Genomic DNA, 16,043 nt, shown 5'->3' with positions numbered 1-16,043 from the left:
CCGAGCGCGTTGCCGTGCAATCACATCCGCCACAGGGGCCTCTGTCGGGACCGAGGCAGCTCATGCCCGCCTCTGAGCGACAATCGCGCTGCCGCTCTGTGTCGCTACGAGGCGGGCAAACATCGTGCCGTCCGGATCACGGACCAAACGTCACGTCGAGAGACTCGTAGCCAGATTGGCCAGCAGCAAGGCCTCGCTGATCGCCGCGCGCTCCAGCACCCCCAAATCCAGGCTCTCGTTGATGCTGTGCGCCTGCGTCCCCGGGTCTTCCACGCCGGTGACCAGAATCTTGGCGTGCGGAAAGGCCGTAGCGAACTCGGCGATGAACGGAATCGACCCGCCCATGCCCATATCGATGGCCTCCACACCCCAGGCTTGCCGGAACGCCGCCCGCGCGGCGTCGTAGACCGGCCCGCTTGCGTCTATTGCGTACGGCTGACCGATCTCGCCGCGGATGACGCTGACCTGCGCACCCCACGGGGCGTGTTGCCTGAGGTGAGATTCCACCGCGTCCAGGTGCTTCGCCGCGTCGCCACCGGGCGCCACTCGGATGCTGATCTTGGCCCGCGCCCGCGGAATCAGCGTGTTCGAGGCCGCGGCCACCGCCGTGGTGTCGATGCCGATCACCGTGATCGCCGGCTTGGCCCACAGCCGCTGCGGCACCGAGCCACACCCGATCTCCGTCACACCGTCCAGCAGACCCGACTCCTTTCGCACCCGGTCCGGCGGATATTCCACATCGGCGGCTGTGCCTTCGTGCAGCCCCTCGACCGCCACGTTGCCGTCGTCGTCGTGCAGGCTGGCCAGCAGCCGCACCAGCACCGTCAGCGCATCGGGCACCACGCCACCCCACAGACCGGAGTGCAGGCCGTGATCCAGCGTGGCCACCTCTACCACGCAGTCGGCCATCCCCCGCAGCGACACCGTCAGCGCCGGAATCTCGGTGCTCCAATTGTCCGAGTCGGCAATCACGATCACGTCGGCCGCCAGCTCGTCGCGGTGCGCTGCCAGGAACTGGCCCAACGTCGGTGATCCCGACTCTTCCTCGCCCTCGACGAACACCGTGACGCCGACCGGTGGCCGGCCGCCGTGCGCCCGAAACGCCGCCAAATGTGTTGCGATGCCTGCCTTGTCGTCGGCGGTGCCCCTACCGTACAGACGTCCGCCACGTTCGGTTGGCTCGAACGGCGGCGAGCGCCACTGCCCACGGTCACCTTCGGGTTGCACGTCGTGGTGGGCGTACAGCAGCACGGTGGGCGCACCTGCCGGCGCCGGATAATGCGCGATGACCGCAGGTGCACCACCCTCGGTTACGATGCGAACATCGTCAAAACCTGCCTGGGACAACAGATCCGCCACTGCCCGGGCACTGCGGCGCACCTCGTCGCGCCGAGCCGGATCGGCCCACACGGATTCGATTCGCACCAGGTCTTCGAGATCGCGTCGTACCGAAGGCAGCACCTCGCGCACCCGCTCAACCAGATCAGTCATGCTCAACAGGCTAGTTAAACTTGCGCGGTGACCACCGACGGTCCCGACCCGACGACACCGCTGTGGCGGGCGGCCCAGCTGTTCCGACTGCTGAGCTGCATCTATGCATTGGGTTTCCATGTCGCGATCAACTCAGACCTGCGGCACCCCGCGCTGGGCTGGTCGCTGTTCGCGGTGCTCATCACCTGGAGTGCGGCGTGCGCGTTCGCCTATCTGCGTGGGTTCGGCCGGCGGCCCTTGTGGGTCATCGCCGAACTCGTCGTCGTCGTGGCACTGATGCTGTCCACCGAGGTGGTCGCATCGGAACAGTGGGCGTACAACAACCAGACCTGGCCGACGACGTTGTGGGCCAGCAACGCGACCATTTCAGCCGCCCTGCAGTTCGGCCCGACCGGGGGCATGCTGACCGGGCTGGCGGTGACGGCGGCGAGCGAATTCGTCAAGGGCTACATCAGCGTCAACCTCGGGCGCAACGCCACCATCATCGTCGAGTTAGCGGCCGGACTCGCGGTGGGACTCGCGGCCAGCACGGCCCGCCGCGCGCACGACGAGTTGCAGCGCGCGGCCCGGCTGTCGGCAGCGCTGGAAGAACGCGAGCGGTTGTCCCGCCAAGTCCACGATGGCGTCATCCAGGTGCTTGCGCTTGTCGCCAAGAGAGGCCACGAGATCGGCGGCGCGGCAGCCGAACTCGCGGCTCTCGCCGGCGAACAGGAACGAGCGCTGCGCAGTTGGGTGACTTCCACCGAGATGGAGGCCGAGACGGACGAGACCATCGATGTGCGCGCCCTGCTGCGCCGCCGGGAAGGTGAGCGCGTCTCGATGAGCCTGCCGGGCACCGCCGTTCTTTTGGACGGCGGTGTCGCCACCGAACTGGACGCCGCGGTGGGCAATGCCCTGGACAACGTACGCGCGCACGCCGGACGGCACGCGCGGGCCTTCGTCCTGCTGGAAGACCTGGGCGATTCGGTCACGGTGAGCATCCGCGATGACGGGGTGGGCATCGCGCCGGGACGATTGCGGGAAGCGGTTGATCAAGGGCACGTAGGCATTTCGAAGTCGATCGTCGGACGGTTGAACTCATTGGGCGGCAGCGCTGAGCTGCACACCGGTGCGGGAGAGGGAACGGAATGGGAATTGAGCGTGCCTCGTCATGACTGAAGCGACCGAACCTACGGTGATGGTGGTCGACGACCACCCGATCTGGCGCGATGCGGTGGCCCGTGACCTCGCCGACGACGGGTTCAACGTGGTTGCCACCGCCGACGGCGTGGCTGCCGCCCGGCGGCGTGCGGCAGTGGTCAAACCGGACGTGGTGGTAATGGACATGCGCCTGGCCGACGGTGACGGCGCGGCTGCCACGGCGGGGGTGCTCGACGTGTCGCCGTCGACAAAAGTGCTGGTGCTTTCGGCATCCGACGAGCGCGACGACGTATTGGAGGCGGTCAAGGCCGGGGCGACCGGATACCTGGTCAAGAGCGCAAGCAAGGCCGAGTTGGCTGATGCGGTGCGGGCCACGGCAGCGGGTCGCGCGGTGTTCACGCCCAGCCTGGCCGGCCTGGTGCTGGGCGAATACCGGCGCATCGCGGCGAACCCGAGGTCTGGCCCAGCCACACCCAGCCTTACCGAGCGCGAGACCGAAGTGTTGCGGCTTGTCGCAAAGGGACTGTCCGCCAAGCAAATTGCCGATCGGCTCTCGTTGAGTCACCGAACGGTGGAAAATCATGTGCAGGCCACGTTTCGCAAGCTGCAGGTTGCCAATCGGGTGGAACTGACGCGTTACGCCATCGAGCACGGGCTCGACCAGTAACGGGATCCAGGTAGTCCTACTCATCCGATTGCTCTGCCGCCCCGGCAGGGTTAGTCGGTATGACCGAATCGCACCAGGCCGTGATCACCCGGCTTTCGCAGGAATTCGACGCCCTGGCCCGGCAATTGTCCCGGGTTTCGGGCGAACTCACGCAGTTGGACCGTTTGTTCTTCATGGCCCAGACCCCTCCCGCGCCAGCACCCGCCGCGCGGCCGGCACCGGTCTTCGTACCACCACCGCCCGTCGCCGCTCAGCAGGCGGCACCTCAGCAACAAGCACCGTCGTATTGGCAGAACTACTGGCACTACTGGCAGCCGGCGTCGGCAGGGCCTCAGGAACCGCGCCCACCGCGCCGGCACCCACCACGGCCGGCTCCAGCCCCTACGCCGGAGCAATCCGATAACGTGTCCGACCGCGGCTGGATCGGCAAGTTGCTCGCGGTCGCCGGAGTTGCCGTGACGCTGATCGGCGTCGTGTTATTGCTCGTGCTCGCCGCGCAGGCCGGTCTGCTTCGACCGGAGATTCGGGTAGCCGGTGGCACCGCTCTGGCCGGTGCGCTGGTAGGCGTCGCGGGCAGGTTGCGGGGCCGACCAGGCGGGCGCACCGGAGCTATTGCATTGGCGGCCACCGGTATTGCCGCCGCATACCTGGACGTCATCGCTGTCGTCACCATCTACAAGTGGGTGTCGGCGCCCGTCGGTTTGCTGCTGGCCGCCTTGGTGGGCGGCGCGGGACTGGCGTTGGCGCGGCGCTGGGACTCCGAACAGCTTTCGCTGCTGGTGCTGGTGCCGTTGATCGCGTTGGCACCCGTACTTACCCACGGCGCGGACTTGCTGTTGGTCTGCTTCATGCTGGCGCTCTCGGCCGCGGCGCTGCCGGCGCAATTAGGCAAGGACTGGGTGTGGATGCACGCCGCCCGCGTCGCAGCGGCCACACTGCCGCTGCTGATGGCCTTGATCGGAGCCGGGCGGGACGACAACGCCGGGTTACTCGGCGGGGCATGCGCCGTGGCCGCGGTGTTGGCCGTGACAGACGGCCTGATTGAATTGCGGGCCGCCACAAATGCGACTGCCCTGGCGCTGCTGACGACATTCGGCACCGTTCCGCTGTTGGCCAGTGCGATCGCAGTCGATCGGGTGCTGGCCGCCGTGCTGGCCGCGGGGTTGGCGACGGCCCTGCTGACCGTCGTCGTCATCGGCAGACTTCCGCGGACCGTCACCCAGATCTGGTCGGTATGGTCTGCGGTCTCGGCGCTGATCGCCCTCACCGTCGCATTCTCCGGCTATGTCGAAGGCCCTCTACTGCTGGCACTGGCAATCGTCATCGCCGTCGTGGTGCGCAAGGACACCGTAGCGCGTTGGATTGCAACGGGATTCGGCATCATCGGTATCGGACTGTTCTACAGGTACGTGCCATTGCACGCGCTTTTGCGGGCCACCGCCATGCCCGTTGCCGCCGCGGTGTCCACGCTGACCGCCAGTCTGCTGGTCATCGCCTTGGCCGTGGTGATGACCCGGGCGTGGCTGGACTCACAAGCCGCGGGCCTGTTGATCGCCACCGCGGCAGCGCTTGTCGTGTATGCCGTCACGGCTTTCACGGTGACCGCCGGTGTTCTGGTCGGTGGTACCGGCGCCGGTTTCCTGGCGGGTCACATGGCCGCCACCATCTGCTGGATCGTCATGGCGGCAGGGCTTTTCGTCTACGCGCTGCGCCTGGATGGCGCGGAGCGTCGTACGGAGGCGATCACTGCCGGCCTTGCGCTCACGGGTGCGGCCACGGGCAAGCTCTTCGTGTTCGACTTGGCCACGTTGGACGGCATCTTCCGCGTGGCGGCGTTCGTCATCGTGGGCCTGGTGCTGCTGAGCATGGGCGCCGGTTACGCCCGCAGCTTGGCGCGCTAACTCCCGCGAGCAGACACAGAATCGCACGTTTTCCGCGAAAGGCGTGCGATTCTGTGTCTGCTCGTCCTACGGGCTGCGAGCCCGCCGATGCCTGAGATGGCTTGTTAGGAAGCAAGTTCCAGATCGGGTTGCAGACCGCCCATCAGGCCCAGCACACCGTGCCCAGCACACCGACGATGCAGGCGAAGAAGGCACCGGACTTGACCGCGAAGGTCGGCATGGCGCGCAGGCCGACCACGTTGTGCTCGGTGCGACGACCCGGTCCGGGGAACTGAGTGTGCTTCTGGAACCATTCACACCGATCAGCGCCATGAGAATGCCCGGGATCAGCAGTATGTGCAGCGCATACTGCCGCGGGATCAAAACCGTGCCGGGAATGTCGCCGCCGAACAACGACCAGTGCATCCAGGTGCCAATCACCGGCATTCCCAAAGTAATTGACGACAGCGCCGCGGTGCACCATATCGAAGCGGCAAACATCAGCGCCGCTCAGTGGTGGATCCGCCGGACGAACAGACCACCGCGCACTTCGAACGAAATGTCAGGCGCCTTCCCCTAAGCCCGCGCCATCTCGACGCCCCGCAGCGGCTGATAAACCCCGTCGTAGGTGACCTCCGCCATCGACGTGTCGAAGAACAGGGTCCGGTACACGCCGTTGATCAGCAGTACGACGAGGCTGTACATCGCGATCTCACCGCGCCGGAACGACCAGTGCGTCGGGAACACCTTGTCGAGCTGACGGCCGAGGACGTGTGGTAGCGAAAATCGATGGCGCGGGCCTGTCCGGCAACGGTATTCGCCAATTCGAGGTTCACGGCGATCGTCCCTTACGACCGAACCCGCGCCGGCAGAGCAGCCGCTGCCCCCGCGCGCGAGCAGACATAAAATCGCACGGGAGCACGCGCTCCGCTGCGATTTTATGTCTGCTCGCGCTCAGCCGGTCTCCAGAATCGCAACGGCGGCCGCGGTGTCCGCTTCGTGGGTCAGCGACACGTGAATAGTCACATCGGCAAGATGCTTGGCGATCTCACCACTCAACCGGACCCGCGGTCGGCCCCACATGTCCGTAACCACCTCGATGTCGCGGTGAATGTCCTCCGGCAGCACCGGCCGCTGGGCGAACCGGGACCCGGACCAGGCCTTGATCACCGCCTCCTTTGCGGCCCAACGCGCGGCCAGGTGACGCGCTGCCGACGAACTCTTGTCGGAGGCGTCGCGGCGCTCACCCGGGGTAAAGGTCTCCGCGAACACCGTCCCCGGCTGGTCCACCTGCTCAGCGAAATCAGGAATGGAGACAAGGTCAATCCCGATTCCGACGATGCCCATGGGTGGCCAGGTTAACGGATCCGGGTCACCCTGCAGAGACCTGGTACGCGTCACCGTCGCCCAATCGGGCGGCCGGATTCAGCAGCATGGATGCCTCCTGCGGCTTCTCCGGCGCGTCGTGGCCGAAGCGGCGGTCCGGCGGCCGCTGGTACATCGGCTCGCCGCCCGCGATCGCCGACGCGAGCCGGCGCTGACCGGCCAGCAGCCGGGCATCCGCACGCCGCTGGTAGTCCGCCCGCTGGCCAGGCTCCAACGACGCGATGAACGCCTGCGGGTGCACCAGCGCGACCAGACCCGACACGTGGCCGAAGCCGAGGCTGGTCAGCATTCCAGCCTTGAGCGGGAATTTGTCGCCGAGCCGCAAGGTGTCCCGCACCCAGACGAAGTGCGACGAACCGGCCAGCTCGTCGTCGACGCAGTCCAGGCTGCGGTTGGGCGGGATCACCCCGTCGCGCAACATCTGGCACAACCCCATCGTCTGGAAGACCGCCGCGCCGCCCTTGGCGTGACCGGTCAGGCTCTTCTGCGACACCACGAACAGCGGCGCCCCTTCGGAACGGCCCAGCGAGTCGGCGAGTCGCTCATGCAGCTCCGTCTCGTTGGGGTCGTTGGCCAGCGTCGACGTGTCGTGCTTGGAGACCACCGCGATGTCGTCTGCGGTCACGCCCAGCTTGGCCAGCGAGCGCGCCAGCGCCGAGTCCCTTCCGCCGCGGCCGGCGCCCAGCGCGCCCAGGCCCGGCGCCGGAATCGAGGTGTGCACGCCGTCGCCGAAGGATTGCGCGAAAGCCACCACAGCAAGCACCGGCAGCCCCATCCGCAGCGCCAGATCGCCGCGTGCCAGCAGGATGGTGCCACCTCCCTGGGCCTCGACGAAGCCCAGCCGGCGCCGGTCATTGGGCCGGGAGAACTTCGAGTCCTCGATGCCGCGGCCGCGCATCATCGACGTGTCGGCGGTGGCCGCCATGTCACCGAAGCCGATGATGGCCTCCAGCGTCAGGTCGTCCAAGCCGCCGGCCACCACCAGCTCGGCCTTGCCGAGCCGGATCTTGTCGACGCCCTCCTCCACCGACACGGCCGCCGTCGCACAGGCCGCGACCGGGTGGATCATCGACCCGTAGCTACCCACGTACGACTGAACCACATGCGCGGCAACGACATTCGGCAGTACTTCCTGCAGGATGTCGTTCGGCTTGTTACGTCCGAGCAGGTTCCCGTGGTACATGGTCTGCATCGACGTCATGCCGCCCATGCCGGTGCCCTGGGTGCTGGCCACCAGGCTCGGGTGCACGTAGCGCATCACTTCGGCCGGACTGAACCCGGCCGACAGGAACGCGTCGACGGTCGTCACGATGTTCCACAGCGCCACCCGGTCGATCGAGTTGGCCATGTCCGGGCTGATCCCCCACACCGTCGGGTCGAACCCGGTCGGGATCTGCGCGCCGACGACCCGCGACAGCTTGGTCTTGCGCGGCACCCGGACTTCGGTGCCGGCCTTGCGGGTGACCTGCCAGTCGCCAGAGTCAGGCGCCGGACGAATTATGGTGTGCTCGGGATCGAACTCGGCGAAGGACCGGGCTTCGGCCTCCGACGACACTACGAAGGTGAAGTCCTTGTCCAGGAACACCGACACCAGCAGCGGCGAGGCGTGGTCCGGGTCGATCGCACCGTCGTCGACGAACTCCCGGATGCCGCAGCGTTCCACCACGGCGTCGTGGTAGCGCTCGACCAGCTCGGACTCGTCTACCAGATCGCCGGATTGTGTGTCGTACCAACCCGGTTGCGGGTCATCCTCCCAGCGGATGAGTCCGGTGGTCCAGGCCAGTTCGAGAACCCCGGCGGCCGACAGTTGGTTCTCGACCTCCATCTCGAAGCGGGTGCGCGACGATCCGTACGGTCCGAGTTCGGCGCCGCCGACGATCACCACCAGGTCGGCCGGGTCGACGTCGAGGTCGGCCCATTCCGGCGGCGGGGCCGGGGTGTATCCGCGCGGCGGCGACGGCAGCGCCGAAATGGTGCCCTCGGCCGCCGCGTCCTCGTCCGCCACAGACTCGGCTGTCATCTCCTCGCGGGCCTTGGCCGCCAGTTCGGCCATGTCGAGGTTGGCCTCGGCCAGGCCTCCGGTCAGGTCCGCCTTGATCGGCGAACTGGCCGCGGCCACCTTGGATTCCACGTCGCACAGGCCCAGCAGCAAGCGGGCCATCTCGTCGGTCGAGTAGGTGGTCACACCGGCCTCTTCGACGGCGGCGACGATGGCGTCGTTATGGCCCATCAGGCCGGTGCCGCGGGTCCAGCCGATCAGCGCGTGCGCCAGGCTGACCCGTTCCGCCCAGGAACTTTCGGCGTGCCAGCGGCTCACCACGGCGTCCAGCGCCGACTTGGCTTCCCCGTAAGCGCCGTCGCCGCCGAACATTCCGCGGTTGGGCGAGCCGGGCAGCACCACGTGTAGGCGCGAGGCGATGTCACGTTCGGCCCCGATCTTCGACAGGCCGCTGATCAATCGCTGCACGGCCCACAACAGCACCTTCATCTCCATCTCGGCGCGCGCACCGACCTCGGACAGGTCGCCCACCACGCGCGGTGCCGCGAACGGGAACAGCAGCGTCGGGGTATGCGCGTCCTTGATGTGAATGGACTGCGGCCCAAGGCTTTCGCTCTGCTCGTTGCCGATCCATTCGACCAGCGCGTCGATGTCGGAATAGGATGCCATGTTGGCCGGCACCACCCACAACGCCGCGCCGTAGCGGGCGTGGTCCCGATAGAGGTTGCGGTAGAACGCCAGCCGCTCGTCATTGAGCTTGGACGTGGTCGCGATGACGGTGGCACCGCCGTCGAGCAGCCGGGCCGCCACTGATGCCGCGATCGAGCCCTTGGAAGCGCCTGTCACGACGGCGATTTCGTTGCTGTAGGGACCAGCGTCCGGGTTTTCGGCGCCGGCGGCGATTCGGCCGTAGAGCGATGCGTGGATCTGCTTGCCCGCGGCCAGCGACTTGCCCTGCCACCAGGTGGCCTGGGTGGCGACGACATGTCCGGCGCCCTCGAAGCGTTCGGACAGGCGCAGCCAGTCGGCGTCGATGTCGCCCTCGTCGGTGAGCCACAGTTTGACCAGGTCCTCGCGGGCGCTGGCCCAGCGGTCGTCGAAGACGACGGCCTTCTTGCCGTCGAAGGTCGGTGCCACCAAACGTGGCCAGTCCGCGCCCAATTCGGCAGTGACGAGGTCGATGAGCTCGGCATCGGTCGTGGTGGGCGAGGCGGTGACCGGGTCGTCCAGTCCCAGCTGACCCAGCACCAGCCGGGCGGCCGAAGCCAGCACCCCGTCGCGGCCGGTGATCTGGTCAGTGAACTCGCTCAGCGCGGCGGCGTCGACGGTCGCACCGCCACCTCCGCCCGCGGACGGCAACGACACGGGAATCCCGAGCCGCGCGCCGACCGCGGCCACGGCGGCGTCGATGACCTTGTCGACAGATGCGGCGTCGGCCAGCGCACCTTCGTGCAGGTGCCCCATGGCACCGCCGCGAACACTGGTGCCTTCGCGGGTGCCCAACGCCACCTCCACGGTGACATGCTTGGCCCATCCCTCGCCCAGCTCCCAGGTCTTCGTCACACGTTCGGCGATGGCGGCGGGGCGCTTACCGGAGGGTCCGAGCACCGTGCGCAGCTGGTCGTTGATCGCGTCGGAAAGCACTGGGCCGAACGGCTTGTAGGTGCGGGCCAGCTTGGTGACCTGCGCACGCAGGCCGGCCAGATCGGCCTCGGCGGCCCCGTCGATGGCACCCAGGTTCAGCTCGGAGCCGAGGTCGACCAGCAACTGATTACGCCGCGACGACGCGCCGTCGGTGATCGACTCGATGGAGTCCAGCGGCTCGATCTGGTCCAGGCGCATCTTGGCCGAAATGGCGATCAAGGCCAAAGTGGCATCGGCGGCATCGAATCCGATGTCGTCAGGTCTCGGAGCACCCGACGGAGCTGCGGCGGGAGCCGGAGCGACGTCCGGCGCAACATTGGAAATGGGCGCACCGTCCGACGCCGCAGCGTCGGAATCTCCCGGAGCTACCTCCACGTCATCTTCCGGCTCGGGGTCGGTATCGGTGGCGAACAGCACCGCCGCGTCACGTTCGGCGTTGAGCACTTCGATTGTGCTGTGGGCATATTCGGGCAGCTTGAGGGTGTTGGTGGCCAGGCCCGCGACGGTCGGCGCGCTCTTCACCCCGATCTCGACGAAGCGCTCCACGCCCAGACCGCCGGCGGCCTCCTCGATGAACAGCAGATCCTGCGTCTCGATCCAGCGCACCGGGCTGGCGAACTGCCAAGCCAGCAGCTCGATCAGCACCTTACGCGCCAGGTCCCGCGGCCGCTCGTTACGCCAGGTGTCGTAGTCGGCGAGGATCTCGTCGAGCGGTTCGGCAGGCACCAGATCCCGGATCTCCTGGATGAAGTCGCGATCGAGGGTGAACGGGCGAGGCACCAGGTTGGGGATGTAGCGCCCGATGATCACGTCCGGGTCTTTGTCCCGCGGCATCAACCGCTCCAGCGACCGCCGGAACTCGGCCACACCGACCCGCAGCACCCGCGAGTGGAACGGCACGTCGATACCGGGAACCAGAATGAATGATCGCTTACCGCCGGTGATTTCGCGGCGCCGCTCCACTTCGGCTTCCAGTTCCTCCAGACCGCGTACGGTTCCGGCGATCGCGTACTGCGAGCCGCGCAGATTGAAGTTGACGATCTCAAGAAATTCCCCGGTATTCTCCGCGATCCTCGCCACGAAGTCGGTGACCTCGTCGTCGGGCAGGTCGATCTGGGAGGGCCGGATGGCCGCCAGGCGGTAATTGGATCGGCCCAGCTCGTCGCGCGGGACGATGTCGTGCATCTTGGACCCGCGGTGGAACACGGCCTCCAGCAACGCATCCAGTGCGAATACGCCGCTGACGCAGGCGAGCGCGGTGTACTCCCCGACCGAGTGGCCGCACGTGATCGCGGTTTCGACGAAGGCACCCTGCTCACGCATCTCGGCGACCTGTGCGGCCGCCACCGTCGCCATCGCGACCTGGGTGAACTGCGTCAGAAACAGCACGCCGTCCGGGTGGTGGTAGTGCACACCGCTGGCGATGATGCTGGTCGGGTTGTCGCGCACCACGTGCAGCACCGAGAAGCCCAGCGTGTCACGGGTAAAGCGATCGGCCTCGTCCCACACCTTGCGGGCCGCCTTGGACCGGGCCCGCACATCCATGCCCATGCCCTTGTGCTGGATGCCCTGGCCGGGGAACGCGTAGACCGTCTTGGGCGCGGCCAGCCTCGCCGTCGCCGACATCACCAGGTCCGACCCGATCCGGGCGGCAACCTCCAAAACTTCTGCGCCCTGGTCGATTGCGACCCGATCGACCCGGAAGTCCACCTCGTCACCCGGGCGAACCATGCCGAGGAACCGTGCGGTCCAACCGATCAGCCTGGCGGGAGGCCGCGCCTGCCCGTCGGTGGCTGTCACCGCGTGCTGCGCCGCGGCGGACAGCCACATGCCATGCACGATTGGCGATTCCAGCCCGGCCAGCAGGGCGGCAGCCTTGTCGGTGTGAATGGGGTTGTGGTCGCCGGACACCTCGGCGAACGGGCGCATGTCGACCGGGGCACCGATCGTGACGTCGCGGCGGCGCCGCCGCGGGGTGTCGGTGGCGTTCTCGGAGACGGCCCCGCCGGCGCGAGCCGGGTCGGCGAGTTCGGCGGTTCCGGTGCGACCCAGGATCGCGAACCGCTCTTCCATGGTGGCGACCACACCGCCGTCACCATCCGAGACGGTCACTGTGACCGGGACGACACGGCCCATGTCGGTGTCGACGGCGGCGGAAGCGGTTGCGGCGATGGTCAGCCGAGCCGCATCCTTGGGCAGCTGACCAGCCATCCGCACAGCATGATCCAGGTGCACAAGGCTGAGCAGACCTTCCACCACAGGGACGCCCGTGTCGGTCACCGCCGCCCCGATTGCCGCGAAAACGGTGGGCCAGCAGTGTCCGACGAGCGCGTCGGGCACCGTGGTGAGGCTGGGGGCCAGTGACTCTCCGAAGGTGGCCGTGACGCCGGTGTGGTCGGCGACCCGTTCGGGGTCCCACTCCACCGTCAGAGTGGCCGTGCCGTTGACCACCTCGGGCAGCGACTCCGGCCCGTCCACACCGGCCGCGATGGCCAGTACGGCACGCATCGCGGCGGAGGCGTCTTCGGTGGACACGACCGGGATGCCGCCGTCGATCGTGTTGGCCGGCAGGGTCAAGTGCATGTCGATCCAGGTGCCCGACACCGGCACGCTGAGGGTGACGCTGTCACCGTCAGGCGTCACCTGCAGCCTCGAGCCGGTGGATGTGTGCGTAGCAGTGCGGTTTTCGTGTACCTGCCAGTCGCCGGGTTCGGCGATGCGATGCACCGGGTTGATGGTGGTTCGTCCCGCCCACAGGACGTCGGGTGCATCCAGCACGACGGCCAGCGGCCCCCGGATGTCGGCGCGACCCAGCCGGCGTGCGGTCACGTCTTGGGGCTCGGCGCCGGTACCCAGCACTTCATTTATCGCGGCCTGCTCGAAGCGATCCAGCAGCTCACCGACGGGTTCATCCATCCGGGTGATGCCGGCGACGGCCGCGGGACCGGGGATGATGCACACCTGATCGGCGTCGTAGCGCGCATCGTGGGCCTGCCACAGCGAGTCGCTGCGCCACCACCGTCGCACGTCTCTATCGATGACCGGCACGAAGTTGACCGGCTTGCCCAGCGTCTTGCACAGCGAGATGAAGAACGGCACATCCGCCGGGTGCAGCTGCACGGTTTCGGCGTCCGGGTAGTGTGCCAACAGGGTGTCGATGGCGCGCTCGGGTTCTTCCAGCAACGCCGGGTCACCGAACTGGGTTTCGATGGGACCGAAATCCTGTGTGTGCAAACGGGCTTCGGCGCGCTTGAGCATCTCCGCGAACCGGTCGCGCCAGGTGTCGGCCAGCCAGGGGCTGCCCGGCGCGGCGGTGGTCCCCCCTATCAGGGTCGAATCGCCTTGTCCGACGGCCAGTTCGACGTAGCGCCGCAGCCATTGCAGATAGGTCATCTCCGCGACGTCGCCGAAGTACGGCTTGGCGGTTTTGGCCATCGCGGCAATGATCTCGTCGCGACGCTCGGCTACCGCATCCGCGTCGCCGGCCACCTCGTCGAGCAGTTGCCCGCAGCGCGAGGCGCTGTTGTCGATCTCGTGGATGTCGGCGCCCAGCTGGCTACGGCTGGAAGCCATGCCGCCCTGCGCTTTTCCGGCACCGATCCATTGATCGGTGCCGCCGGTTTCCACCAGCATCTTCTTCACCGAGAGTGACGTGGTGGACTCCAGCGTCGCCATCGCGGCAGTGCCGACCAGGATGCCGTCGATCGGCATCAACGGGAAGCCGTAGTCCTGCGCCCAGCGCCCGGACAGATAATCAGCGGCCCGCTCCGGGGTGCCGATGCCGCCTCCGACGCAGACGGTGATGTTGGCGCGCGAACGCAACTCCGAGTATGTGGCCAGCAGCAGGTCGTCCAGGTCCTCCCAGGAGTGGTGGCCACCCGCGCGGCCACCCTCGATGTGCATGATGACCGGGCGGGTGGAAACCTCGGTGGCGATGCGGATCACCGAGCGGATCTGCTCGATGGTGCCGGGCTTGAAGACGACATGGCTGATGCCGATGTCGTTGAGTTCCTCGATCAGCTCGACGGCTTCCTCGAGGTCGGGGATGCCGGCGCTGACCACGACGCCGTCGATGGCCGCGCCGGACTGGCGGGCCTTCTGTACCAATCGCTTGCCGCCCAACTGGAGCTTCCACAGGTAGGGGTCCAGGAAGAGCGCGTTGAACTGATAAGTGCGGCCGGGCTCGAGCAGCCCGGACAGCTCAGCGACACGGTCGGCAAAGATCTCTTCGGTGACCTGACCGCCACCGGCGAGCTCGGCCCAGTGCCCGGCGTTGGCCGCGGCGGCCACGATCTTGGCGTCGACGGTCGTCGGGGTCATGCCGGCCAGCAGGATAGGCGACCGGCCGGTCAGCCTGGTGAACTTGGTTGACAGCTTTACCCTGCCGTCGGGCAGACGAACGACGGACGGCGCGTAGGTCGACCAGGCACGGGCCACCTCCGGGATGGCGCCGACGGTGAACAGGTTGCGCTGGCCGCCGCGAGTGGCCGCGGGCACGATGCCGATGCCCAGGCCGCGGATCACCGGCGCGGTCAGCCGGGTGAGGATGTCACCGGGGCCCAGGTCAAGAATCCATCGAGCTCCAGCGTCATTCACCTTGGTGATCTCGTCGACCCAGTCAACCTTGCGGACCAGGATGGCCTCGGCCATCTCGCGGGCGAGGGCGACGTCGAGGCCGACCTTCTCGGCCCACCCGCCGACGATGGCGATGCCGTCGGACAACCGCGGAGTGTGGAAGCCGACCTCCACCTTGACCGGATCGAAGACCGGCGCGAAGACGTCGCCGCCGCGCACCTTGTTCTTGCGCTCGGCTTCTTCTTTCTCGGAGATCTGCTGGCAGTAGAGTTCGAACCGCGACAGCTGCTCGGGTGTTCCGGTGATCACGACCGACCGACGGCCGTTGCGGATCGACAGCACCGGCGGGAGCACCGTGCGCACGTCCTGGGCGAACTCGTCGAGTAACTGGCTGATGCGCTGCGGATCGGCGTTGGTGACCGCGACCATCGGCGGGCGGTCGCCGAGCACGGAGATACCGCGCCGCCGGGCCACCAGGGTTCCCGCCGCGCCGACCAGCTGAGCCATTGCCAGCAGCTCGACGTCGCGGGTACCGCCGGCCTTGAGCGCCTCCACAGCCAGCACGCCCTGGGAGTGGCCCGCGAGCGCTACCGGCGGAGTGTCGATGAGGTCCATGCCCTGGCGCGCCAGCGCGCGGACCGCGGCCACCTGGGTGAGCAGGACGCCCGGTATCGACACCGCCGCCGACGTCAGGTGCTTTTCCGAGGGAACGGTGTCCTCGGCCGCCAGCGCACGGACCCACTGCAGCGGCTCGAAGCCGATCGGACGCACCACGACCAGTTCTTTGGCCACCGGCTCGAGGAGCAGCCGTACCTCACCGACCAACTCGGCCAATTCGGATTCGATACCGGCCCCGGATACCAGTTCCTCGAGCGTCTCCAACCAGGCGCTGCCCTGGCCCCCGAACGCAACCGCGTACGGCTCGCCCGCCGTCAGACGGTCGACCAGAGCATGGGCACTTTGTGGTCCACTGCCGTCGCGGTCTGCCGAGAACTCCCCTCGCTGTGCCGGGGAACCCCTGTCATGCTCGTGGATCGTCACCTTCACATCTCCCTGTGTGCGTCCGTGTCGCGCGTCTGCGTGTCTCACGTGTCGGTTCGTTCGGCCGGTTCCGGGCCGGCCCAGCCAAAAGGCCCCGTCACATTCCGGGCGATTCCACGCCGAATCGCAGCCGACAGTCGTCTGACCGGTGCTTTGTCGGCGCCTGATCCCTTCGCGGAGAGGTGCCATCAACCAGCATCGGACCCAATAAGAGTGTCAT

General features: G+C 67.6%; 6 protein-coding genes and 1 pseudogene. 3 read left to right on the top strand and 4 right to left on the bottom strand.

The genetic code is table 11. The annotated features are described in order from the left end of the window. Positions 1-150 precede the first annotated feature (150 nt). Entirely contained in the window at positions 151-1,491 is a 1,341-nt protein-coding gene (locus tag ACX9NE_RS07690) for a M20/M25/M40 family metallo-hydrolase (RefSeq protein WP_459361085.1), read from the bottom strand. A 27-nt stretch (positions 1,492-1,518) separates the two neighbouring features. Between ACX9NE_RS07690 and macS the strand changes: the two genes are divergently transcribed. Genes macS through ACX9NE_RS07675 form a run of 3 tightly spaced genes read left to right on the top strand, consistent with a single transcriptional unit; the run spans position 1,519 to position 5,199 of the window. Further along, a complete protein-coding gene (gene macS, locus ACX9NE_RS07685; RefSeq protein WP_459361084.1) occupies positions 1,519-2,649 on the top strand; it encodes a MacS family sensor histidine kinase in 1,131 nt (376 codons plus the stop codon). Further along, the gene (locus ACX9NE_RS07680) at positions 2,642-3,298 is read left to right on the top strand and encodes a response regulator (RefSeq protein ID WP_459361083.1); all 657 of its coding nucleotides are present in this window, start codon (positions 2,642-2,644) and stop codon (positions 3,296-3,298) included. The genes macS and ACX9NE_RS07680 overlap by 8 nt, the downstream gene beginning before the upstream one ends. Positions 3,299-3,357: 59 nt before the next feature. Next, complete coding sequence (locus ACX9NE_RS07675) at positions 3,358-5,199, top strand: DUF2339 domain-containing protein (RefSeq protein WP_459361082.1); 1,842 nt, start codon at positions 3,358-3,360, stop codon at positions 5,197-5,199. Positions 5,200-5,269: 70 nt separating this feature from the next. Here the strand turns inward: ACX9NE_RS07675 and ACX9NE_RS07670 are convergent. From ACX9NE_RS07670 to ACX9NE_RS07660, 3 genes and pseudogenes are all read right to left on the bottom strand, one after another. After that, a pseudogene (locus tag ACX9NE_RS07670) lies at positions 5,270-6,014 on the bottom strand (cytochrome b N-terminal domain-containing protein); the annotation flags it as partial. 118 nt (positions 6,015-6,132) lie between these two features. Beyond that, positions 6,133-6,525 (bottom strand): holo-ACP synthase AcpS, encoded by a 393-nt coding sequence (gene acpS / locus ACX9NE_RS07665; RefSeq protein WP_459361081.1) that lies wholly within the window; start codon positions 6,523-6,525, stop codon positions 6,133-6,135. Positions 6,526-6,550: 25 nt separating this feature from the next. Beyond that, positions 6,551-15,823 (bottom strand): fatty acid synthase subunit beta domain-containing protein, encoded by a 9,273-nt coding sequence (locus ACX9NE_RS07660; protein WP_459361080.1) that lies wholly within the window; start codon positions 15,821-15,823, stop codon positions 6,551-6,553. Positions 15,824-16,043 lie beyond the last annotated feature (220 nt).

It is taken from the genome of Mycobacterium sp. ML4 (genome assembly GCF_054515735.1).
The sequence above is the reverse complement of the archived record's forward strand: the minus strand, read 5'-3'. Positions and strand labels throughout refer to the sequence as shown.

Coding starts and splice junctions, on each gene's coding strand:
- ACX9NE_RS07690 (WP_459361085.1), bottom strand. CDS start 1,491: ATGACTGATCTGGTTGAGCGGGTGCGCGAGGTGCTGCCTTCGGTACGA.
- ACX9NE_RS07680 (WP_459361083.1), top strand. CDS start 2,642: ATGACTGAAGCGACCGAACCTACGGTGATGGTGGTCGACGACCACCCG.
- ACX9NE_RS07675 (WP_459361082.1), top strand. CDS start 3,358: ATGACCGAATCGCACCAGGCCGTGATCACCCGGCTTTCGCAGGAATTC.
- acpS (WP_459361081.1), bottom strand. CDS start 6,525: ATGGGCATCGTCGGAATCGGGATTGACCTTGTCTCCATTCCTGATTTC.